Annotated in this window: 20 protein-coding genes; 12 read left to right on the forward strand and 8 right to left on the reverse strand. The window is 44.9% G+C overall.

Annotation, left to right across the window (positions count from 1 at the left end; genetic code table 11):
• Positions 1-16 precede the first annotated feature (16 nt).
• Both E0Z06_RS02260 and E0Z06_RS02265 read right to left on the reverse strand, forming a co-directional pair.
• A complete protein-coding gene (locus E0Z06_RS02260) occupies positions 17-1,294 on the reverse strand; it encodes a tyrosine-type recombinase/integrase (protein WP_132581498.1) in 1,278 nt (425 codons plus the stop codon).
• 302 nt (positions 1,295-1,596) lie between these two features.
• Complete coding sequence (locus tag E0Z06_RS02265) at positions 1,597-2,637, reverse strand: TlpA disulfide reductase family protein (RefSeq protein ID WP_243695542.1); 1,041 nt, start codon at positions 2,635-2,637, stop codon at positions 1,597-1,599.
• A gap of 36 nt (positions 2,638-2,673) precedes the next feature.
• Between E0Z06_RS02265 and E0Z06_RS02270 the strand changes: the two genes are divergently transcribed.
• From E0Z06_RS02270 to E0Z06_RS02295, 6 genes are all read left to right on the forward strand, one after another.
• The gene (locus tag E0Z06_RS02270; protein WP_132581500.1) at positions 2,674-3,198 is read left to right on the forward strand and encodes a TIGR00645 family protein; all 525 of its coding nucleotides are present in this window, start codon (positions 2,674-2,676) and stop codon (positions 3,196-3,198) included.
• A gap of 92 nt (positions 3,199-3,290) precedes the next feature.
• Positions 3,291-3,782, forward strand: a complete 492-nt coding sequence (locus E0Z06_RS02275) for an MgtC/SapB family protein (protein ID WP_132581502.1) — start codon at positions 3,291-3,293, stop codon at positions 3,780-3,782.
• A gap of 357 nt (positions 3,783-4,139) precedes the next feature.
• Positions 4,140-5,369 (forward strand): efflux RND transporter periplasmic adaptor subunit, encoded by a 1,230-nt coding sequence (locus E0Z06_RS02280; RefSeq protein WP_132581504.1) that lies wholly within the window; start codon positions 4,140-4,142, stop codon positions 5,367-5,369.
• Positions 5,366-6,589 (forward strand): FtsX-like permease family protein, encoded by a 1,224-nt coding sequence (locus E0Z06_RS02285; protein ID WP_207903128.1) that lies wholly within the window; start codon positions 5,366-5,368, stop codon positions 6,587-6,589. Before E0Z06_RS02280 ends, E0Z06_RS02285 begins: the two co-directional genes overlap by 4 nt.
• A complete protein-coding gene (locus E0Z06_RS02290) occupies positions 6,582-7,289 on the forward strand; it encodes an ABC transporter ATP-binding protein (protein WP_132581506.1) in 708 nt (235 codons plus the stop codon). Before E0Z06_RS02285 ends, E0Z06_RS02290 begins: the two co-directional genes overlap by 8 nt.
• A gap of 62 nt (positions 7,290-7,351) precedes the next feature.
• Positions 7,352-8,284, forward strand: coding sequence for a dienelactone hydrolase family protein (locus tag E0Z06_RS02295; protein WP_132581508.1), 933 nt, complete (start codon positions 7,352-7,354; stop codon positions 8,282-8,284).
• Between the two features lie 63 nt (positions 8,285-8,347).
• On the opposite strand, the gene metE is transcribed toward E0Z06_RS02295, so the two are convergent.
• On the reverse strand, positions 8,348-10,669 hold the full coding sequence (gene metE / locus E0Z06_RS02300; RefSeq protein WP_132581510.1) for a 5-methyltetrahydropteroyltriglutamate--homocysteine S-methyltransferase: 2,322 nt from the start codon (positions 10,667-10,669) through the stop codon (positions 8,348-8,350).
• A gap of 132 nt (positions 10,670-10,801) precedes the next feature.
• Here metE and E0Z06_RS02305 point away from each other — a divergent pair, with 132 nt between their 5' ends.
• On the forward strand, positions 10,802-11,710 hold the full coding sequence (locus E0Z06_RS02305) for a LysR family transcriptional regulator (protein WP_132581512.1): 909 nt from the start codon (positions 10,802-10,804) through the stop codon (positions 11,708-11,710).
• Here E0Z06_RS02305 and E0Z06_RS02310 read toward each other — a convergent pair.
• From E0Z06_RS02310 to E0Z06_RS02320, 3 genes are all read right to left on the reverse strand, one after another.
• Positions 11,671-13,617: an acyltransferase gene (locus E0Z06_RS02310; RefSeq protein ID WP_132581514.1), complete on the reverse strand. Its 1,947-nt coding sequence runs from the start codon at positions 13,615-13,617 to the stop codon at positions 11,671-11,673. The two genes, E0Z06_RS02305 and E0Z06_RS02310, sit on opposite strands and share 40 nt — an antisense overlap.
• A 133-nt stretch (positions 13,618-13,750) precedes the next feature.
• The gene (gene gorA, locus E0Z06_RS02315; RefSeq protein ID WP_132581516.1) at positions 13,751-15,106 is read right to left on the reverse strand and encodes a glutathione-disulfide reductase; all 1,356 of its coding nucleotides are present in this window, start codon (positions 15,104-15,106) and stop codon (positions 13,751-13,753) included.
• Between the two features lie 99 nt (positions 15,107-15,205).
• On the reverse strand, positions 15,206-15,781 hold the full coding sequence (locus E0Z06_RS02320; protein WP_132581518.1) for a hypothetical protein: 576 nt from the start codon (positions 15,779-15,781) through the stop codon (positions 15,206-15,208).
• 144 nt (positions 15,782-15,925) lie between these two features.
• On the opposite strand from E0Z06_RS02320, the gene prlC reads away from it, so the two are divergent.
• The 5 genes from prlC to E0Z06_RS02345 all read left to right on the forward strand — a co-directional run bounded on the left by prlC (position 15,926) and on the right by E0Z06_RS02345 (position 20,622).
• A complete protein-coding gene (gene prlC, locus E0Z06_RS02325; RefSeq protein ID WP_132581520.1) occupies positions 15,926-17,974 on the forward strand; it encodes an oligopeptidase A in 2,049 nt (682 codons plus the stop codon).
• A 73-nt stretch (positions 17,975-18,047) separates the two neighbouring features.
• Positions 18,048-18,545 carry a hypothetical protein gene (locus E0Z06_RS02330; protein WP_132581522.1) on the forward strand — a complete coding sequence of 166 codons (498 nt, stop codon included), beginning with the start codon at positions 18,048-18,050 and terminating at the stop codon, positions 18,543-18,545.
• Between the two features lie 75 nt (positions 18,546-18,620).
• Complete coding sequence (locus E0Z06_RS02335) at positions 18,621-19,322, forward strand: DNA-3-methyladenine glycosylase I (protein ID WP_132581524.1); 702 nt, start codon at positions 18,621-18,623, stop codon at positions 19,320-19,322.
• A gap of 34 nt (positions 19,323-19,356) precedes the next feature.
• Complete coding sequence (locus tag E0Z06_RS02340) at positions 19,357-20,106, forward strand: class I SAM-dependent methyltransferase (protein WP_132581527.1); 750 nt, start codon at positions 19,357-19,359, stop codon at positions 20,104-20,106.
• Positions 20,107-20,148: 42 nt separating this feature from the next.
• The gene (locus E0Z06_RS02345) at positions 20,149-20,622 is read left to right on the forward strand and encodes a peroxiredoxin (RefSeq protein ID WP_132581529.1); all 474 of its coding nucleotides are present in this window, start codon (positions 20,149-20,151) and stop codon (positions 20,620-20,622) included.
• A gap of 22 nt (positions 20,623-20,644) precedes the next feature.
• Here the strand turns inward: E0Z06_RS02345 and gmhB are convergent, their stop codons facing one another.
• Together gmhB and E0Z06_RS02355 are read right to left on the reverse strand one after the other, a co-directional pair.
• A complete protein-coding gene (gene gmhB, locus E0Z06_RS02350; protein WP_132581531.1) occupies positions 20,645-21,193 on the reverse strand; it encodes a D-glycero-beta-D-manno-heptose 1,7-bisphosphate 7-phosphatase in 549 nt (182 codons plus the stop codon).
• 13 nt (positions 21,194-21,206) lie between these two features.
• Positions 21,207-22,253, reverse strand: a complete 1,047-nt coding sequence (locus E0Z06_RS02355) for a glycosyltransferase family 9 protein (protein WP_347812436.1) — start codon at positions 22,251-22,253, stop codon at positions 21,207-21,209.
• Positions 22,254-22,260: the final 7 nt, after the last annotated feature.

Consider the following 22,260-nt stretch of genomic DNA (forward strand, 5'->3'; position numbering starts at 1 on the left):
ATTTGCGGTTAATGAGCTAAATACTACCTCGGCTCTTGTAGTTCTTTTCCCAGAGAGTAAATCGTTTTTCCCACAAGCGGCTCAGCTTTTCCCCATTTTTCCATTTTTGTTCAATTTCTTCTTTTTTGGGCATATCCACTCCTGACAACTGCTGGCTAAACATGCGTGGTATTACATGGCTGTAGTGTTTTTCAATCATTTCGATACTGGTGCCACACTGGCGGGCTAGTACGTCTATCGTTACGCTTTGTGCAATTAGCTCCCAAGTGATAAATGAGTGGCGTAGTGAATATAGTGTTCGTTTACCGTATGGTGATTTGTCTAATCCAAGATCTTTAAGTGCATTATTGAAGGTGCGGCCAATCTCATTGGTAACAGAGCCGTCGGGCAAACAGAAGATTGCGTCTTGTGGCTTACGATTTGGAAAGCGTTCAGTTAACCTTAAAATGGTATTTTGAATAGCGCGTTTGCAAACAACTTCCCTTGTTCCTGTGTGAATCGTCGTTTTACCTTTGCGGATACTGATAAAAAAAGTAGCCTTATCACCATGGCGTTCAATGTGCAGGTCGCTCCATGTCAGATTGTCTACTTCAGTTCCTGGGCGCATGCCCGTATAAATAACAAATTCTGCGTAGTCCTGAGTAAGTTCGCGGATTTGTCGAGTGATCTCTTTCCGACCGTTTGTTTCCAGTTCATAGAGGTGATCCATCACTTGCTCAAAGTCGGCAGGTGTTAGTGAAGCTCGTCTTACTGTATTTGTCCCTTTGACTGACAGCCCCGGAATTTGATTGTGAAGCATCCACTTATTCTCGACCGCTTCTTTAAACACCATTTGCATCGCTGCGTTGTGATTTAGGATGGTTGACTTAGCTGGTTCACGACCAATTTTCTCGATACGCCACTTATCAAATTCTCGCAGTATATCGCTGTCGATGCTGGTTATCGGCGTACGGTCGAAAAATGGAATGTGGTATTTACGCAGAACAAGTATGTAGTCTTTATAAATAACCTTGCCTGTGCCACGGTAAAGTTCGGCCTCCATAGTCTGAATAGCCTTTTCCGCAACATCTTTGAATTGTTTTGAGCTAATCAATGTGCCTGTTTGATGGCGTATCTGATACTCGACCATCATCCTGTAAGCGATATCGATTGCTTTAAGCTTGTCTAGTTGTTTGGTTGCACGAGAGTACCACTTGCCCTCAACCTGAAAACGCGCATACCACCACTTGCTATTTGACTGCTTGAAGATGTGTGCATCGTCACTAATTTGGTGACGCTCAGTTTGCTTTGCCATAACGTTCTCATGCGAAGTTTTTGCAAAGTTTATAGCAAAATCATAAAAAACAGTAGTATGCAAAGCGCAATGAGCGTTCAAAATCCGCCGGGGGAAACTCCGTGTCGGTTCGAGTCCGACCCTAGGCACCATATATTCAATATTCTGCTGTTTGGCAGTACACGCGAAAAATAACTGACGCCAAAAGTATAATTTCTTCGTAACATAAACGCAGGAGATGCTGCGGCTAATAAGCAGTTATATGCACTAGCTAAAGCCGTTGCTATGCACTAACTGGTTGCGCAACCCAAGTTATTAACCAATCAAAAATACTGCTCAATACTTTGCTGTAAACTGGCTGCCGATAGCTCGCCCATATGGCTATGTACCAATTGACCGTTAGCATCAAAATACAAGGTAACGGGTAAACCAAACGCGCCCATACTGGTTGCCATATCACCTTTACTATCTAACAGCACATGCTTAAAGCTCAAGCCTTTCTGCTGTAAAAAATGCTCAACGGTATGACTGGGTTCTTGCTGATTAAGCAGAATAAATTTCACATCGTTATGGCGTTGTTCCGCCTGCTGTAACACTGGCATTTCACGCCGACAAGGCGGGCACCAAGTAGCCCATAAATTAACCACCGTTGGCTGTTGTTGACTAATTTCTGGCAGCGTTACAGTTTGACCGTCTAGCTGCATAAAGCTGCTGTGCGGTAACACCAATTGCTCGCGCCCTGCGCTAATTACTAAGCTAAAAACCACATATAAACCTGCCATTGTTAATACACCAGACAGCAAGGCCTTACGTAAGTGTCGTTGGCGTAACTGTAAAAACAACACCACGACAAAGCTAAATAAGGCAGCCGTATAATCGATACCACGATCTCGTATATCAAACATCTGCCAAACGCTGTCGTAACTATCAGCAAAGCGCAGCACAAACACCAATCTACCTATCACTAACCCGGCCAACAAAATCAGCATTAACGCGTTTGACGCCTTTTCTTTCTTTTCTGTGTCGCCCTTTTTTGCGGCTAATGAGCTGACGGTAAAACCAATAATGACACTAATTAACACCAGTAATGGCGACACCGGTAAAGCCAAAGAGCCAATGTTAACCGTTATCATTATTTCTCCATTTTCATCATTATAAAAACTGGTTGGCGTTGCTGAATATCCTAACTCTTGCGGCATCGTAGTATTCGCATTAACTGCTTCAATACCATTTCTATTCGCTTTTTGATCGTATTTAGTGCCGTCTTTACCTAACACAGTGTAATGCAGCAATAATACATGAGCCGGATCATGAAATGGTAACGGCGATAAGCAACTACTGTTTCCGAAATGTAACAGACTCATATATAATTTACTCCTTCTTAAAAGTATGAGAGCTGTATGTTAGAAAAAATTGAACAAAGTTTGGAAACGACTATTTTTAGAAGTCGCTGGATATTAGCGCCGTTTTATGTCGGTTTAATTCTTAGTGTATTTATATTATTTATTAAATTTGCTCAAGAGTTATGGCATTTGATCACGGGAGTTTTTAGCGCGACTGAAGCAGACGTTATCGTTGGTATGCTGGCGTTAGTTGATATGTCTTTGGTAGCCAGTTTGTTACTAATGATTATATTCAGTGGGTATGAAATATTTATATCAAAAATCGATATTGGTGATCACAAAGACCGTCCAGATTGGATGGGTAAAGTTGATTTTTCTGGCTTAAAATTAAAAGTTATTGGCGCTATCGTTGCCATTTCTGCTATTGATCTTTTAAAGTCATTTATGGATATATCTGCCGATATGAGTGATGCAAATGAGAATAGTTTAAAGTGGAAAGTCATCATTCATATGGCGTTTGTAGTGTCTGGCGTACTCTTTGCCATAATGGATAAAGTTGCGGGCGATACAAAAAAACATTAGTGAATTCAGTCTCAGTCAGACACGCCGACTCGCATCATCGTAACGTTTCCAAGTATACATTTGACAACAGTACGAAAACATAAGAGGTAACTATGGAAGTTTGGCTAGATGAGATAGTAAACACTATTAGAGATGAATTTTCTGATCTGCCGGATATAGCGGGTGTAACAAGGATAACCGTCAGATTGTTGTTGGCGGCGATACTTGGCGGCCTACTTGGGTTTGAGCGAGAGCAAAAAGGTAAATCGGCAGGGTTGAGAACGCATATGCTCGTTGCGCTTGGCGCTGCGCTTTTTGTGCTCATTCCACAACAAGCGGGCGTGTCGGATGCTGACCTAATGCGAGTATTACAAGGTTTAATCACAGGTGTTGGTTTTCTTGGTGCGGGGACAATCATTAAAAGTGCTGGGGGCGAGGATGTCAAAGGATTAACTACCGCAGCTGGGATCTGGTTAACTGCAGCAATCGGCATGGCAGCTGGATTAGGTCGTGAGGCAACAGCTATTCTCAGTACTTTGTTGGCACTATTTATTCTTTATGTAATACCTAGATTTATTCTGATATTTGAAAATCGAATTAAGTAGGTGTGATTTTAAAGATTACTATTCTATGAGATGTGTCTACATAAATCAGACTATCTGGCGTAGATGCCATTGTCATGTTAACGATGCTAGGTACTTCAAAAGAGGCAATATCTATATTAGTTAAGGTAATATTTTGTTTAATCGCGTGTCATCAGCAAGGCATTTAAAAAATTTCGTATGTGCTGACTGAGTGGCTGGTTAATTAAATTTTTAGATTATTAGCCGATTTATAATCTAACAATAATATTCTCGTTTAAACATGTGTTTATTAGCCCATAATACAAACCGCCTAGCACATTGCGAAATCGTACCTCGTACATGCTATTCTTCTAATCTAAACCATATTGGAGAGATCGATTGCACGCTAGCCGTTATAAGCCGTTAATTATTATCTCGCTGTTGCTCTTTACCGTGGGCTTTGCTGTGCTGCGTTGGTGGCAGGGGCCTAAGCTTGCTGGCTATGTTGTTGCGTCAACGCCGCTGGTACAAACCGTGGTAGCAACCGGGCGGGTAGTTACCGTGTCGCGGGCGCAAGTAGGCAGTGAAATTACCGGTGTTGTGCTAGAACGCCATGTAAAAGAGGGTGACCAGGTTGCCCCAGGTGATGTGCTATTAGTGTTACGCGCTGACGATATTGCTGCGCAAGTGCGACAGGCTGAAGCTGCACTAATGGAATTGACGACAAGCACACGGCCCCAAGCAGCAGTAGCCATGAATAATGCTGAAACCCAGTTAGCTCAGGCTAATCGCGAATTAGCGCGGCGGCGCGATCTGACTCAACGCGCATTATTACCAGCAGAAGCACTAGAGCAAGCAGAGCAAGCGCAGCGTTTAGCGAGTAATGCTTATGAAACGGCACGGCTAAACGCAGCCGCGTTAGCCGGCAATGGTGTTGAAGAGCAGCAGGCGCAACAGCGTCTTGCCGCGCTGCAAGCGCAGCTAGCCAAAACGATAGTGCGCAGCCAGGTAGCTGGCACCGTGCTAACACGTAATGCCGAGCCTGGCGACTTAGTACAGCCAGGCAAGGTGCTGTTTACTATTGCATTAGCTGGCCATACTGAAATTTTAGTACCCTTAGATGAGCGTAATTTATCGCGACTAGCCTTGCAGCAACCGGCTTTTGCTATTGCTGATGCCTACCCTAATCAGCCGTTTGCCGCACACGTTAACTTTATTGCGCCCAGTATCGACCCGCAGCGCGGTACGGTAGATGTGCGCTTAAGTGTGGTGCCAGAGCCAGCGTTTTTACGCCAAGATATGACAGTATCTGTGAATATTGAAACCGGGCGACGCGAGCAGGCATTAACCATTGCCAATGATGCGCTAAGTGCAGTGCAGGCCGACCATGCGCAGGTGTTGCTAGTGCGCAGTGGCAAAATACAACGACAAACCGTGGGCTTAGGCTTACGGGGTTTAGTTAGAACCGAAGTGCTAACGGGTTTACACGCCGGTGATCAGGTGCTTGCCGATGCCGCTTCTACATTAGAAGAGGGTACGCGGGTGCGTTTTGTTGAGCAAAACATGCTACCCAATAGCGGTACTAATAGTGCAAATACCCGCAACGAACTACCGGTAAAGCTTAATTGACGCGCTTTTTTGCACGGCTATGGATAGAGTGGACAATTGCACTCGGCTTTTTGCGTGAGGGGCGAGCGCAATCGGTAATGATTAGTGTTGGTGTGGCCGTTGGCGTGGCAGTAATTGTGTTTGTTACCGCGTTAATTCAGGGGTTACAGTCGAACATTATTGAACGCACCCTTGGCACGCAAGCACATATTCGTTTAATTTCGCCCGATGAAGTAAACATTGTGCTGCCCACAGCAAAGGGTACCTTGCAATTAATACAAGAAGATAAACGTGCCCAGCGTTTGCGTTCAATTAATAACTGGCAGCAAATTAGTGCTAGCTTAGACCAATTACCGCTACTTACCGCTGTGTCACCGGTGGTATCTGGCCCTGCCTTTGCTCGGCGTGGTGAGGCCGTTGGCTCTGTCGCTTTGGTCGGGATAGATCTTGCGCGTTACCAAAAAATTATTCCATTAAAAAACTATCTGATTGGTGGCCAACTACGAGTAGGGGCGGGCGATGCGCTTATTGGTAGTCAATTAGCCAAAGATCTGGGTGTGCAAGTGGGCAGTAAGCTACGCTTAGATACTGGGCAGCAAAATAGTGCGGTGGTTAATATTGCCGGTATTTTTGAATTGGGTGTGCGCGAGCTAGATGCGCGTTATGTGTATTTAGATTTAAAGCAGGCGCAGTCGCTACTGGGTTTGCCTGGCGGGGTTACGGTAATCGATCTTAGGGTTGCTGATATCTTTGCCGCCGAAACCATAGCCGGCCAAGTTGGGCGTTTAACCTCGTTACAAGCCGAAAGCTGGATAAAAACTAACGCGCAACTTATGAATGCGCTTACCGCGCAAAGCCTGTCGACCAATATGATTATTGTGTTTGTTGCTATTTCTGTGGCCTTTGGTATTGCTAGCGTGTTGTCAGTTAGCGTAGTGCAACGCACGCGTGAAATTGGTATTTTGCGAGCAACAGGTGCCACACGACAGCAAATTTTACGCATATTTTTAATTCAAGGCGCGGTGTTTGGCTTGTTAGGCTCGCTGATTGGCACCGGCGTTAGCTATGCGCTAGTGTGGGTGTTTAATCGCTTTGGCCCTGGTTTATTTTATATTCCGGTATCTAGCACACTCATTTTAGTTACCATGTTATTAGCGACGCTAACCGGAGTGTTGGCCGCGGCTGTGCCATCGCGCCGTGCGGCAGCGCTAGACCCGGTAGTAGCGATCCGTTATGTCTGATAATACGCGCGAGGTGCTGCGCCTCGACAACTTACGCAAGTCTTATAACCTTGGTCAGCCGAACGAAATTGAAGTGCTGCATGGTATTAATTTTAATATTGGCCGTAATGACTTTGCGGCCTTAGTTGGCCCGTCAGGGTCTGGTAAGAGTACGCTGCTAAATATTCTCGGCTTGCTAGATAAGCCCACAAGCGGCGAGCTGTATCTACTAGGCCAAGCTACCAGCGGCATGGATGATGCCACACGTACAGCGCTACGTGGAAGCAGTATTGGCTTTGTGTTTCAGTTTCATCATCTTATTCAAGCTTTTACAGCGCTAGAGAATGTGCTGATGCCGTTAATGCTTACCCGAGGTAAACCTGATAAGTTGGCACTGCAGCAAGCGCATGAGTTATTAGCTGCAGTGGGTTTAGCAACGTTTGCCAATAGTAAGCCTAATCAGCTATCGGGAGGGCAACAACAACGCGTGGCTATTGCTCGGGCACTGATCACCGAGCCTGCGTTGCTATTAGCCGATGAACCCACGGGTAATTTAGATACGCGTACAGCGGCAGACGTGTTCGACTTATTTCGTAAGGTTAATCGTGAGCGCGGCTGTGCGGTGTTGTTGGTAACACACGATCCACGCTTATCAGCATCTTGCGAGCGTACCATTAACCTAGTTGATGGCCGTATTGAAAGTGACACGTTGAATAACTAAACACGGATCGATTTTTCAAAATGAACCGTAGTGCTAAATGAACAGAACACGGAGCAACATCGATGAAAAATACAGTGCGTCAGCTACTTAAAACAGAATTTAAGCCAGAATCAGAGCAAAAACCACAGTTACCAGCTCAAGCTTATAAGTTATACGATAAATACGCTCACGGCATGCTAAGTCGGCGCGATTTCTTTAGTGCTATGGCAGGTTTAGCCGTTAATGCGGCATTGGCGGCTACCTTTATTAATAGCATGTTGCCCAACTATGCGTTAGCGCAGCAGGTATCGTTTAACGATGATGATATTACTGCTAGCTATCAGAAATTTACTTCTCCGCAGGGATATGGCGAAGGACGAGGATATTTAGTTAAGCCAAAACATCTAACTGCTGCGACATCAACGGTATTAGTGATCCATGAAAACCGCGGTTTAAATCCTTATATAGAAGATGTTGCTCGCCGCTTAGCTAAAGCCGGCTTTATTGCCTTTGCACCGGATGCCTTATGGCCGCTGGGCGGTTATCCGGGCAACGATGATGAAGGCCGTACTATGCAAAGTAGCCTGCAGCCAGAAAAAATTGTTGCCGATTTAAAAGCTGCCGCAACCTGGCTGAAACAGTTAGATGGTGGTAATGGCAAGCTTGGCGTCGTTGGTTTTTGTTTTGGCGGCTCTATGACCGGCCGTTTAGCCGCTGAATTGCCCGAAGCAGTAAACGCTGCCGTGCCTTTTTATGGCGCACCACCGGCGGCCGATAGCATTGTGGATATTAAAGCGCCAATGTTAATACAGTTGGCTGAACTTGATGAGCGGGTAAACCAGCAATGGCCTGCTGCAGAAGTGTTATTTAAGCAGCATAAGTTGAATTACAAAATTGAAATTTACCCGGCGTCTCACCATGGGTTTCATAATGACTCTACTGCGCGTTATAATAAAGAAATGGCCGACTTAGCTTGGCAGCGTACATTGGCCTTTTTCCAGCAGCATTTAAGCTAAATAAAATATTTTACGGTTTAACAAGAGCCAATTTCTAATTGGCTCTTGGCGACGTAACTCGTTTTAGGCTACTTGTTCTGCGGCTGCAGCGCGCAGGGCTTTAGCTGCGTCGACCATGTTTTGTAGAGCAGGTATTACCTCATCCCATTGCCGAGTTTTTAGGCCGCAGTCTGGGTTTACCCACAAGCGTTGCGCTGGAATACGCTCGGCGGCTTTTTGCATTAGCTTAGTAACCTGTTCAGCTGCAGGAATATTTGGCGAGTGAATATCGTACACGCCTGGCCCTATCTGGTTCGGGTAGGCAAACTGTTCAAATACATCGAGTAATTCCATATCAGAGCGTGAGGTTTCTATAGTGATAACATCGGCGTCCATGTGGGCAATGGCAGCAATAATGTCATTAAATTCTGAATAACACATATGAGTGTGAATTTGCGTTTCGTCTTTTACGCCGTTAGCGCTAATACGAAAGGCTTCTACCGCCCAGTCTAAATAGCTCTGCCATTGTGCTCGGCGCAGCGGTAAGCCTTCGCGCAGCGCTGCTTCGTCAATTTGAATTACGTTAACACCGGCTGCTTCTAAATCTTGTACTTCTTGGCGCACTGCTAACGCAAGTTGCAAGCAGCTATCGCGGCGGCTTTGATCGTCACGCACAAAAGACCAATTTAAAATAGTCACCGGGCCGGTTAACATGCCTTTCATCGGTTTGTCGGTTAGTGACTGGGCGTATTTAGTCCAGGCCACTGTCATGGGCTGCGGCCGGCTAATATCACCGAATAAAATGGGTGGTTTTACACAGCGCGAGCCATAAGACTGCACCCAGCCAAACTGGCTAAAAGCATAACCTTGCAGCTGTTCGCCAAAATATTCGACCATGTCGTTACGTTCAGCTTCGCCGTGCACCAATACATCTAGCCCCAGCTTTTCTTGTTCGCGTACCGCGTATTCAATTTCGGCTTTCATTTTTACTTCATATTCGCTGGCACTAATGCTGTGCTTTTTAAAGGCAAGCCTTGCTTGGCGAATTTCTTTAGTTTGCGGAAATGAGCCAATCGTGGTGGTGGGATACAGTGGCAATGGCAAATGCTTAGCTTGTTTCGCTGCGCGCACGCTATAACTACTTTGGCGTTTGCCTAGCTGTGCGCTAATGTTACTTACTGCCGCTTTTACTGCCGGGTTATGCACGCGAGGCGATGTATGGCGGCTGTTAATCGCAGCAAGGTTATCGGCTAGTTCACGGCCTACCGCATTTGGCCCGTCGTTTAGGGCTTTACCTAGTACAGTTAATTCGATTAGTTTTTGCTCAGCAAAAGCCAGCCAGCTAAGAATATCGGTATCAAGTTTTGTTTCATTATCCAAGTTTACCGGCACATGTAATAGCGAGCACGAAGGCGCTAACCATAAGCGCTCAGCCAGTTTAGCGGCTATAGGTTGCAGGTAAGCTAGTGTGATGTTTAAGTCGGTTTTCCAGATATTCCGGCCGTCAATAACACCCAGTGACAGCACCTTATCGCTGGGTAAGCTTGCCACAACTTGCTCAAGTTCGGCTTTACCGCGCACTGCATCAAAGTGAATGCCGGCAACGGGTAGGTTTAATGTTAACGTTAAATTATCGCCCAGGGTACCAAAGTAGGTGGCGAGTAATAGTTTAACAGGGCTAAATTTTAACGCCTGATAAGCCTGAGTTACCGCCTCTTGCCATGCCTGATCCAACTCGGTTACTAACGCGGGTTCGTCAAGTTGCACCCAGTCGGCACCGGCTTCGGCTAGCTCGATTAACAACTGTTGGTAAACTGGTAGTAGTTTATCTAACAGGTCGAGTTTGTTAGAGCCGTCTTTCTCTTTGCTTAGCCACAAGTAAGTGACTGGACCAATAAGTACCGGCTTAAACTTAACGCCTTGGGTTTTTGCTTCAGCTACTTGCGCCAAAATACGCGCACTATTAAGCGTAAATACGGTATCGGTTGTTACTTCAGGCACAATGTAATGGTAGTTCGTATCAAACCATTTAGTCATTTCGCCAGCGTGTATGCACTGGCATGGGCTATCGTTAGCCGAGCGGCCGCGCGCAATACGAAAATAATTGTCCAGCTCGCTATCGTTTAAATGCGCTACCCGCTTAGGGAGATTGCCTAAGGTGAAGCTCATATCGAGCACCTGGTCGTATAGTGAGAAATCACCAACAGGTACAAGATCTAAGCTTTGTTGTAACGTCCAGTTTTTACTGCGGATTTGCCCCGCGGTAGCCAGCAACTCGGTTGCTGTGCTGTCGTTTTTCCAAAAGCTTTCTAACGCAAATTTTAATTCGCGCTTATTGCCAATACGCGGAAAGCCTAAGTTATGTAATTTTACTCGTTGTAACGAAACGTCGTGTGCAGTAGCCATAGTCACATCCTATTTATAATTCAATTTAACCATCTAGACGTCTAAATCTTATCGTGTAATATGTATGACTTGAAATGGTATGTTTTCATAGATAAATGAATATGGCTCATCAGTGGCAGGCGCGAGAACAACATGATTGAAAAAATTCACTTAAGTGTACTGCGCGAAATATCTCGCAATGGTTCATTAACGGCAGCGGCGAATAGATTGCACCTAACGCAGTCGGCGCTTAGCCATACCATAAAAAAACTAGAACGGCAGATTAATGTGAGCCTATGGCTGAAAGATGGCCGCAGTATTAGGCTAACTGAAGCAGGGCAATATTTGTTAGAGCAGGCCAATAGATTATTACCGCAGTTTGAGCGGATGGACGATACATTAAAACAGTTTGCTAACCATGAAACCGGCAGTTTACGTATTGGCATGGAATGCCACCCCTGTTATCAGTGGTTGTTAAAGGTTGTGCAGCCATTTTTAGCCCAATCGCCAGGGGTAGATATTGATGTAAAACAGAAATTTCAGTTTGGTGGTATGGCGGCACTGTTTAATTACGAGATTGATTTACTGATCACACCTGATCCAATAAATAAAGATAGTATTGTGTTTGAACCGGTGTTTCCGTATGAGCAGGTATTAGTGGTTAGCGTAGACAACAAGCTCGCTGCACTAAAACAACAGCAACACATTACGCCGCAACAGCTTTGTGATCAAACCTTGCTAACTTATCCGGTTGAAACCGCGCGCCTAGATATTTTTCAGCAGTTTTTATTACCAGCGCAATGTATGCCAAAACAGCATAAAACGCTGGAGTCTACCGATATTATTTTACAGATGGTGGCAGCGAATCGTGGTGTAGCAAGCTTACCTAAATGGCTAGCGTTGGACTATGCGAAAACACTGCCGCTACATATTATTCGCCTAGGTCGTAGCGGTATTTATAAGCATATTTATATCGGTTATCGCAAACAGGAGCGAAGTAACCGGCATATTCAAACCTTTATTCAGTTAGCAAAGCGAAGTAATTCATTGGGTAGCCTTTGACTAAAACGCACTTTGCCAAGCTGAGAAAAGTGATCGCCATCATCCCAAAATTTTTCCTGGCATGACAGTAAATCTCGCGAGAAATCAAATTGCATTAAGGCATTTTGGGAAATAAAGCGTAGCTTTTTATCGGCTGGCAGATGGCGGCTAATATACTGATCTAGTTCATCAAACGGTTGTTGTTGGCCGTCTCGTAACGTGAAGGCGTAGTTACAGCCCCGTTGTAGAATTTGCCGCGTGCTGATATGCGGTTCAAGTCGACTACCAAACCAGGTAACAGGGGTAAAGTTACTAAGCTCAGTAAGATACTGCATCACCTTATCTACGTTATCGGTGTTAACACTAATGCCCGTAACCGGTTCTGACAAGGCTAAACGGCTAAACATTGCTCTACTGCCACTATCGCCTTGTTTATCGCGCAGTAAGTAAAAACCACCCTGTTCAAAAATAATGTGTTTGAATAAGGGTTGCTCAGTAATCAAGCGCTTTACATCGTTATATTGGCAGTTTGGGTCGTACTTATGTGGGCGGCAACCAACACTGGTAATACCAACAATAAAAGCATCATTAAACTTTGTCGTTACAGTGCTAAATAGGTCAATGGCATGGCTATCGCCAATAATAAGTATGCCTTTACCATACTGGTTAAAGCACTGTTTAAGCTTAGCGCGATAAGGGGCGGTGAGTTTATCAATATTAAAACGGCAGGCCGTTAACTGTTGTAAGCCGTCTTCTTCTATGGCTTGTTGCTTTTGTGCCGCCACATTTTGGCTGATAACCTGATAGGTCTGTTTAATAATATCGCTTTGCCGTTGTAACCAATAGTTTTTCCCATTAGTAACAAAAACTACCGCACCTAATAGTGCAACTGAAACCGCAAAGTACAGCGGTACTGCCTTGTAGAGGTCAAAAACCCGGACTAATTTTTTAAAGCGAAACGATTCAATATATTGATAACTAAGCCAACCAAAAATAAAGGATAACGGCACGCCAATAGCGAACCAGTAATGCGGCAAAAACAAATACCCCAGCACCACTAACGGCCAATGCCAGAGATAAATAGAATAAGAACTAGAGCCAATTTTTTGCAATACGATATTGTTAGTTACAACGCTGTTTTCGCGCTGGGCCTGAATAACGAGAAATGTACCAACAACAGGAGCTAAGGCTAAGTAACCCGGCCAAGGGTTGTGTTCTGAAAATAGTAGGTAGCTGCTTAATATCAGTAATAAGCCTAGCCATTCTACCGGCAATTTATGTTGAGCTTTAAGTGTAAATGGATATAGAAACGCGACGCCACCAATTAGCATTTCCCAAGCGCGGGCGGGGAAGAGGAAATAGGCAGCTTCAGGCCATAAACGCGTGGTAATAATGCTATAAGCTAAACCAAGTAAGGTAGCGGCGATAACTAAACGTTTCAGTATTTTTAGTGAAAAAACGTAGGCCAATAGGCTAAGCACTAACGGATAAATAAGATAAAACTGCCATTCAACCGATAATGACCAAGTATGCAATAACCATTTTTCTTTTGATGCGGAAGCAAAGTAACCAGATTCTAGCCAGTAAGTGATATTTGAAATAAAGCCAATACTGCTGGCAACGTGCTTGCCTAAAGTACGAAACTCAATCGGCGTCAAATAAAGATAACCCAATAGCAGTAATACACTGCATAACGCCGCTAGCGCTGGGATAATTCGGTTTGCGCGAGCAACATAGAAGCCAATTAACGAGAATTTTTGTTGCTGCAAGCCATTAAAGATAATGGCTGTCATTAAATAACCAGAAATAACAAAAAATACATCAACACCAGCAAAGCCACCGGGTAGCCAAGTTGGCTGAAAATGAAAAAGTAGCACAGCAATAACCGCTATGGCTCTTAATCCGTTGATGTCGCTACGAAAGTGCAAAATAGGCTAATTTTAAGTTATGGGTTTGTTGCATTTTAAAGCAATGCATCGACAGATCAAGGTTTGTCTGGTTTTTACACAAAAAAATAGCTCAGGATGCGTTAACCTGAGCTAAGTCTACAGAGATGATAATTTAACGTAAGGTAACAAACTCTTCGGCACTGGTAGGATGTAACGCTACCGTGGCATCAAAATCGGCTTTAGTTGCGCCCATTTTAATGGCTACAGCGAAGCCTTGTAGTACTTCGTCCATGCCTTCGCCAATACCATGTAAACCTACTACTTTTTCATCGCTACCAGCACAAACCAATTTAAACCGGCTTAGCGCACGGTGTGGCGTAATAGCGTTATACATTGCGGCAAAGTTTGAGCGATAAACTTTTATGTTTTCATTGCCATATTGTTGTTTGGCTTCGTCTTCAGTTAAACCAATAGTACCGATTGGCGGGTGGCTAAATACAATGGTTGGAATTAAGCGATAATCCATATGTGCATCGCTCATCTCTTTATTAAATAGTCGCTCAGCTAACATACGGCCTGCTTTTACTGCTACCGGTGTCAGCTGAGCTTCGCCGGTAATATCACCTACCGCGTAGATGCCTTTAACATTAGTATTTTGGTATTTATCGGTGCGAATAAAACCGTGTTTATCAACAGTGACACCGGCTGCAGCTAAGTTTAGTTGGTCGGTTGCAGGTTCGCGGCCAATGGCCCAAATTAAGCAGTCAACATCTGTAAATACAGTGCCATTATCACAATGCACAGTTAAATTAGTGTCGCTTACTTTTTCAACTTTAGTCACGTTAATATGGGTATGTAGGTTTAGTTTATCTTGTGCCATGCGTTCTAATAGCATGTCAGTAATGTCGTGATCAAAATAACGCAGTGGTCGATCTTTGCGCACCAGTAAATGGGTGTCGCTGCCTAGAGCATGCAGTACGCCAGCAATTTCTACTGCGATATAGCCAGCGCCAATAACTAAAGCTTTTTTCGGTTGAGTAGTGAGGGCAAAAAAACCGTCGGAATCTATGCCATGTTCTGCGCCTGGAATGGCCGGAATAGACGGTCGGCCGCCAACGGCAATAGTAATATGATCCGCCGTGATCTGCTCGCCATTAACTTCAACCGTGTTGGCATTGATAAAGCGGGCAAAGCCTTGAATATAGCTAACGCCGTTGCTGTCAAAGCCGCGTTGGTAACTACCATGAATGCGTTGAATATAAGCTTCACGGTTTTGCACTAAGGTAGCCCAAGTGAAATTGTTTTGCGTGACGTCAAAGCCGTAGGCTGCGCTGTATTTTAATGCTTCAGCAATATGCGCGCCGTACCACATCACTTTTTTTGGTACGCAACCCACATTAACGCAAGTGCCGCCGACAACTTTAGCTTCTATTACCGCTGCTGTTGCCCCACGCATTGCGGCGCGGTTGGCGCTGGCAATACCGCCGCTGCCGGCACCTATAGTAAGAAAATTAAAATGACGCGTCATAACACTGTTCCGTGATCACTAAGTATCAACAGTTTATATGGGGTCAAACGAGATTTTACAAGCCCAGCACTAAATAGTGCTGGGTGTAGAGGCTTAAAACTAGAGCTTTTTCAGATCTATGGCATTGGCCAATTCTAATAGGGTGCTTTGCGCGGCTTTATCACCACTTAGCGTAACCATGGCACCGCTTGGCGTTACAAACTGAATTTCCACGCTATCGCCATCAATTTTTTGTACCGCTTGAATACCTTGAATTTTTGTTAGTTTACCACCCGACATAGCAATCATTGATGGGTTGCTTAGCATCATTGAAAAAGCTTGTAGCATAGGTGAATCCATCATCAGTTGAATTTCTATGCGACTGTTGTCGTTGTAGTAGGCCCTTGATGCGTTAATACCGCCGCCAAACATTGCCGCACCGGCCACGTCGCTGCTGGCTTCGTCAGCCTTCCAGCCAGACGGCGGCGCAGGAAAAACCTTTTTTACTTGCTCACCTTTTTCTTGGCGGATTAGCGTGCTGGCATAATCAAGCTGGGCAATAGCTTGCGACAGCTCACCGGCTTTATAATGTTTAGTTGCTGTTGTTATGGCCTCATCAATATCATCTGCACTTGCGGGCATACTTAACAGTGCCGTTAAGCCGCTAATAAGCAGTGTTTTATGTAATGTTTTCATGTGAATCTATTCCCTTGATTAACAAACTGTGCACATTATAGACAGGCAAAAGCTATTCTGCCAATAGGCTAAAACTGTGTTGATAATGGCACAGTGTGCCCCAACATTAGGCTTAATCAGTTACATTTTTATAAAAGGTTTATTATGACTGCTTCTGACAACGTGTTGCTATCTTTTACCGGCTTACCGCCTTTTTCGCATATTACGCCTCAGTTAGTTAAGCCCGCAGTCGAGCAGGCTATTGCGCAGTCTAGAGCGGCGGTAGAGCGGGTTGTTGCGGCTTCTGACGTAAGTTGGCACAGCTTAGTCGAGCAGCTAGAGCAAGATAGCGAGCGCTTAAGCAAACTGTGGTCACCGGTGTCACATTTAAATTCGGTATTAAACAGTGCAGAGCTACGTGAAGCTTACGAAAGCTGCTTACCGTTGTTATCCGATTACAGCACCTGGTTGGGGCAGCACGAAGGTTTATATCAAAAGTATCAGCAACTGGCACAAAGTGCTGACTATGCTAATTTAACCCCAGCGCAACAAAAAGTGATTCAAAACGCGTTGCGCGACTTCAAACTGTCTGGCATTGGTTTGTCGACAGATAAAAAACAGCGTTATGGCGAAATACAAAGCCGACTATCTGATTTAAGCTCGCAATTTTCTAATAATACCTTAGATGCAACTCAAGCCTGGTTTAAGCAAGTAACGGATGAAGCTGAACTTGCCGGCATACCTGATGATGCCAAATTAGCTGCGGCAGAAGAGGCAGCCAGCCGAGAGCTTGGCGGTTGGGTATTTACGCTAGAATTCCCCAGTTATATTGCCGTAATGACCTATGCGGACAATCGCCAGCTCCGCGAAGAGCTTTACAGCGCCTATTGCACGCGTGCCTCTGATCAAGGCCCTACGGCAGGGCAGTTTGATAACACAGCTATTATTGAAGAAACCTTAGCATTAAAGCATGAGTTAGCGCAGCTGCTTGATTTTAATAATGCGGCAGAAGAGTCTTTAGCTACCAAAATGGCACAAAGCCCCGACCAAGTTTTAGCATTTTTACATGATTTAGCCACGCGAGCTAAACCTCAAGCTGAGCAAGATTTAGCAGATTTAGCCGCGTTTGCAAAAGAGGAATTTGGCATCAGTCAACTTGCGGCGTGGGATATTACTTATTACGCCGAAAAGTTAAAACAGGCCCGCTACGCGATTTCTGATGAACTGTTACGGCCGTATTTTCCAGAACATAAAGTGGTTGCTGGTTTATTTACGGTATTAAATAAACTGTTTGGTGTTACGGTAAAACTGCGCACGGGTGTTGATGTATGGCATAGCGACGTTAAGTTTTACGATATTTTTGATGGTAATAATGAGCTGCGCGGTAGTTTTTATTTAGACCTCTATGCTCGACCGCACAAGCGTGGCGGTGCGTGGATGGATGACTGCCAAGGGCGCAGAATTTTACCCGATGGCACGGTGCAAGCGCCTATCGCTTATTTAACCTGTAACTTTAATAAGCCAATAGGTGGCAAACCAGCGTTGTTTACCCATGACGAAGTAGTGACATTATTTCATGAGTTTGGCCACGGTATTCACCATATGCTAACTAAGGTAGATGCAGCCGCTGTTGCCGGTATTAATGGTGTGGCGTGGGATGCGGTGGAACTACCTAGCCAGTTTTTAGAAAACTGGTGTTGGCAAAGCGAAGCGCTAGCGATTATTTCCGGTCATTATAAAACGGGTGAGCCCTTACCTCAAGATTTGTTAGATAAAATGTTAGCGGCCAAGAACTTTCATTCAGGCCTATTTTTAGTGCGTCAGTTAGAATTTGCTTTATTTGATTTTAGGCTACACGCCGAGTACGACCCAGAGCAGGGCGGCAGGGTACAGCAAATGCTAGACGAAGTACGTGCCGAGGTGTCGGTTATAGTTCCGCCACGTTTTAACCGCTTTCAGCATGGCTTTAGCCATATTTTTGCCGGCGGTTATGCTGCAGGTTATTACAGTTATCTGTGGGCCGAAGTGTTATCAGCCGATGCGTTTAGCCGGTTTGAAGAAGAAGGTATTTTTAATGCTAATACTGGCTACGATTTTTTAACCTGGATTTTAGAGCGTGGCGGTAGCGCTGAACCTATGGAACTGTTTAAAGGTTTTCGTGGCCGTGAACCGAGCAATGCCGCACTGCTGCGACATATGGGTTTAACTTGCTAGGTTTAATTAATGATTCATTGCCAATTCACACCGGCTCTGCCAAGCTAAATGTCAGACCGTGGAGGATAATAGAATGCGCACTAAGTTATTAATACTTATCATAACAACCTTAACATTGACCGCCTGTCAGCAGGGTCAAGCTGGCAGTGATAGCTCAGTAGAGCGTTTACCACCTAACCCGGTAGTAGAGCCAATTGATCCCGCGACAAACCCGATTGGTGCGGTTAAAGCGAGGAAGCAACAAATGGCAGAGCAAATAAACTTACCGGCAATGCGTGCAGAAGTGATGGCCATGATAGGTGAAGCAAAAGCCGATGATGTGCAGCAGTGTCGTGTTGTTGGTTTTGGCAGCAAACCCTGCGGTGGCCCAGCTAGCTATATTGCTATATCCACTAAAGACGGCAACGAAAACAGCATAATGGCTTTGATTAGCCAATATAACGCTGCGGTAAAATCAGAGAATGATCGTTTAGGTTTAATGTCAGACTGTGCTGTGGTGCCTAAACCTGCGGTAACGTTAGAAAACGGGGTGTGCGTGTTAACCTCGGCAACTGACCGCGCAACATTCTAAAGCACCTAAGGTGCAACCCGCATTTAAGGTAGTGGTTAAGGCCGCTACCTGCATTGGCTTTTAAAGATGAATAACATGCAAACAGTAGAACCTTTTACACGTATATATCAGCGCGCTTGTGAGCGTAAAGCTGGCGCTCTGGCGTTAGAGGCGTTACTTAGTAACTGCGCGAGTGCCGAAGATATTGCCGTAATACCTGATAATCTTTTGTTGGGTGAATTGACAAAAAAAGTATTTCAATCAGGCTTTGTCTGGCGAGTAGTACGGCAAAAGTGGCCTGGTTTTTGTGACGTGTTTTTTGATTTTAATATCGAAAAAATACTGTTAATGAGCGATGAAATGCTGGAAGAAAAAGCGCGTGATGTGCGTATTATTCGTAATGCTAATAAAGTATTTACGGTTCGCCATAACGCTTTGATGATTCACGATCTTGCCTTAGAGCACGGTAGCTTTGCCCGTTTTATTGCCAACTGGCCAACGGAAAACATTATTGGCTTGTGGGCATACTTAAAACAGCACGGTGCACGTTTAGGCGGTAATACTGGGCCTTATGCACTAAGGGCTATAGGTAAAGACACCTTTATTTTAAGTACCGATGTTGAGGCCTATTTGCGTGCAAGCAAGGTGTTTGACGGCGGTATTACTAGCAAGCGTAGTTTGGCACAAATTCAGCAGCAATTTAACGTGTGGCAGCAACAGTCAAACCGTAGCTTGCAGCAGATTAGCCAAATTATTGCCTTTAGTGTTGGCGATAACTATGTCGGCATGTTGCAGTAAAATAATAATCTGACACAGTTTTTTAAGTGAAAATATGCACAGTACTTATTATGTTAGTAACACTGAACTGCCGGCTGAGCTTGCTATTCAGTTACAGCGATTTGGCTTGCAGCCAATAGCCACGCCTACTGGCTGGTATCTCGCTTGGCAAGATAACGCGCTAGTGCTGTTACATACTGATTTACCTAAGCAAGGCGCTATCTTAGTTGATTTTGCCAGCGGTGCTGCTAGTTATCGACGTATGCACGGCGGTGGCAAAGATGAAGCTATTGCTAAAGCCTGTGGGTTAAATAAAAAACGCAATTTGACCGTGCTTGATGCCACTGCGGGTTTAGGCCGTGATGCCTTTGTGTTGGCAAGTTTAGGCGCGAGTATTACTTTAGTTGAACGCAACCCCGCTATTGTTGCCTTACTGTTTGATGGTTTGCGCCGTGGTGCAGAAATAGCTGAGCTAAGTTGGCTGCCTGAGCGTATGAAACTACTGCATAGCTCAGCGCTTGACGCATTACAGCAACATAGCTCGGTCGATGTAGTCTATTTAGACCCGATGTTTCCAGCGCGAGATAAAACCGCATTAGTGAAAAAAGAAATGCGCGCATTTCATGATGTGGTGGGCAGCGACACCGATGCCGATGCGTTATTGGCACCGGCACTTAAGCTGGCGCAAAAGCGTGTGGTAGTAAAGCGGCCAAGTTATGCTAGCTTTCTTGCTGAGTTAGCACCAACCATGTCGGTAACCAGTAAAAATAACCGTTTTGATGTGTACATTAACGCAGCAATTTAATGAACTTCGATTTGTAGCTATTAACTTAAGAAGGAAACAATAATGATTAAAGTAGGCGATAAGTTACCAGAAGTAAGTTTTTCACAACTGACTAAAGAAGGTGTAATGAACCCGACCACCAGTCAAATTTTTGCGAATAAAAAAGTGGTATTATTTGCAGTGCCTGGCCCATTTACACCAACCTGCTCGGCGGCACACTTACCTGGTTATATTACGCTAGCTGACCAAATTAAAGCCAAAGGTATTGATACCATTATTTGTACTGCGGTGAGTGATGCCTTTGTGATGAGCGCATGGGCAAAAAGCCAAAATGCAGAAGAAATTGTATTTTTAGCCGACGGCGGCGCAGCATTTCATAAGGCGACTGGCTTAACGATGGACACCGCTGACTTTGGTGGTGTGCGTTCACAGCGTTACGCCATGATCGTCGATAACGGCGTAGTAACCTTATTAAACGTAGAAGCACCAAAAACCTTTGAAGTGAGCAAAGCCGAAGTGGTATTAGCTGCACTGTAAACATCAGGCCTGACTGCGATTACTAGAGCGCAGTCAGCGCCGTTTTTATTGACGGCCATACTTCATCGGCACTGGCTTTATCTGCTTCAGTTAGGTTTTGTCCAGACAATACTAAAACTTTACGCGCAATACCGGCAGCTTTAGCCGCTTGCATATCGGCTTTTTTATCACCTAGCATTAAGCTTTGCGCTGGGTCTATCTGATATTTCTTTATCGCTTGCAATAACATACCAGGCGCAGGTTTACGGCAGTCACATTCGGCTTGATAGGGCGGTTTCGCATTAATCGGGTGATGTGGGCAAAAATACACATCGGTTAATTTAACCTGATGCGCTTCAAACTGGGCTTTCATCCAAGCGGTAAGTTGCCAAAACTTGGCTTCGTCGTAATAGCCACGGCCAATACCAGATTGGTTAGTCACCACAATTAATAAATAACCTTGTTGTTGTAAATGCCGACAGGCAGCAAATACACCGTCAATAAACTCAAATTGCTCTGGCGAGCTAACATAACCATGGTCAACGTTAATTACGCCGTCTCGATCTAAAAAAGCGGCTTTGCGTAATGACATTATAAGCGCACCATTATAATTTCTGCTCCGTTACAACTTTATCAAACATTGAAGCAACCGCAGCTACCGAGATTTTTTGCATAATATTGCTGCCTTTTACTCTGGTGCCCCATTTTAACTCAGAGGCCGTTTTGCCTTTTTGCTCCAGCAAGCTTTGGTGGTAAACCTCAACCACATACTGACGAAATAAATACGGGCCGGTGCGGTCGGGGTTACTATGGCCATATAAACCGATAACGGGCGTGCCTACGGCTACGGCCATATGAGTTGGCCCAGTGTCAGGCGCTAGCACAACACTGGCATGCTTAAGTACGGCTAGTAACTGTTTTAACGTGGTTTTACCGGTTAGATCGGTAATAGTGCAGCTGGCTGAAGCTATAATAGCTTGGCTTAAATTGCGCTCTAGCTCGGTTGGCCCACCGCATAACATAACGGCAAAGCCCTTGCTCATGGCGTAATCGGCTAAGGCCGCGTAGCGCTCTGGCAACCAATTACGTTCGGCTTTGGATGCTGCAGGGCTAATAACAAGTACGCGGCTATTACCGGTGGCGGCAAGCTGCTGTTTGGCCCAAGCTTCGTCTTCGTCTGTTATAGGTAACTGCCAGGTTGGTGCTTGTTCTGGTACGCCAATAGCTTTGGCAAACTGGCGAAAACCATCTAGTACATGACTGCGCGGTGCGGCTTGTACACGATGGTGCATAAATAACGCGTGTAGCTCTTTTGCGGTATGCCAATCAAAACCAATTTTTTTACGCGCTTTAATAAATAGCGAAGCTAAGTTAGCGCGAAACGCTACCTGCATATGCAATAGCACATCGAAATGTTCATTTTTTAATTGCTGTTTTAACTGCCCGTAAGCGGCTTTGCCTTGTTTTTTATCAAATACTACCAGCTGAACACCTGGCAGGCCTTCGAGTAAGCGCGCTTCAACCTTGCCAATTACCCAAGTTATATTTGCCTTTGGATACTGACGCTGAATACTCTGCACGACAGAAACGGCATTACACACATCGCCAATGGCTGATAAGCGCAAAATGCAAATGGAGTTAAGTTGCTGCACAGACAAA

Source organism: Rheinheimera sp. D18 (assembly GCF_004345025.1).
GTDB classification, from domain to species: domain Bacteria; phylum Pseudomonadota; class Gammaproteobacteria; order Enterobacterales; family Alteromonadaceae; genus Alishewanella; species Alishewanella metallidurans.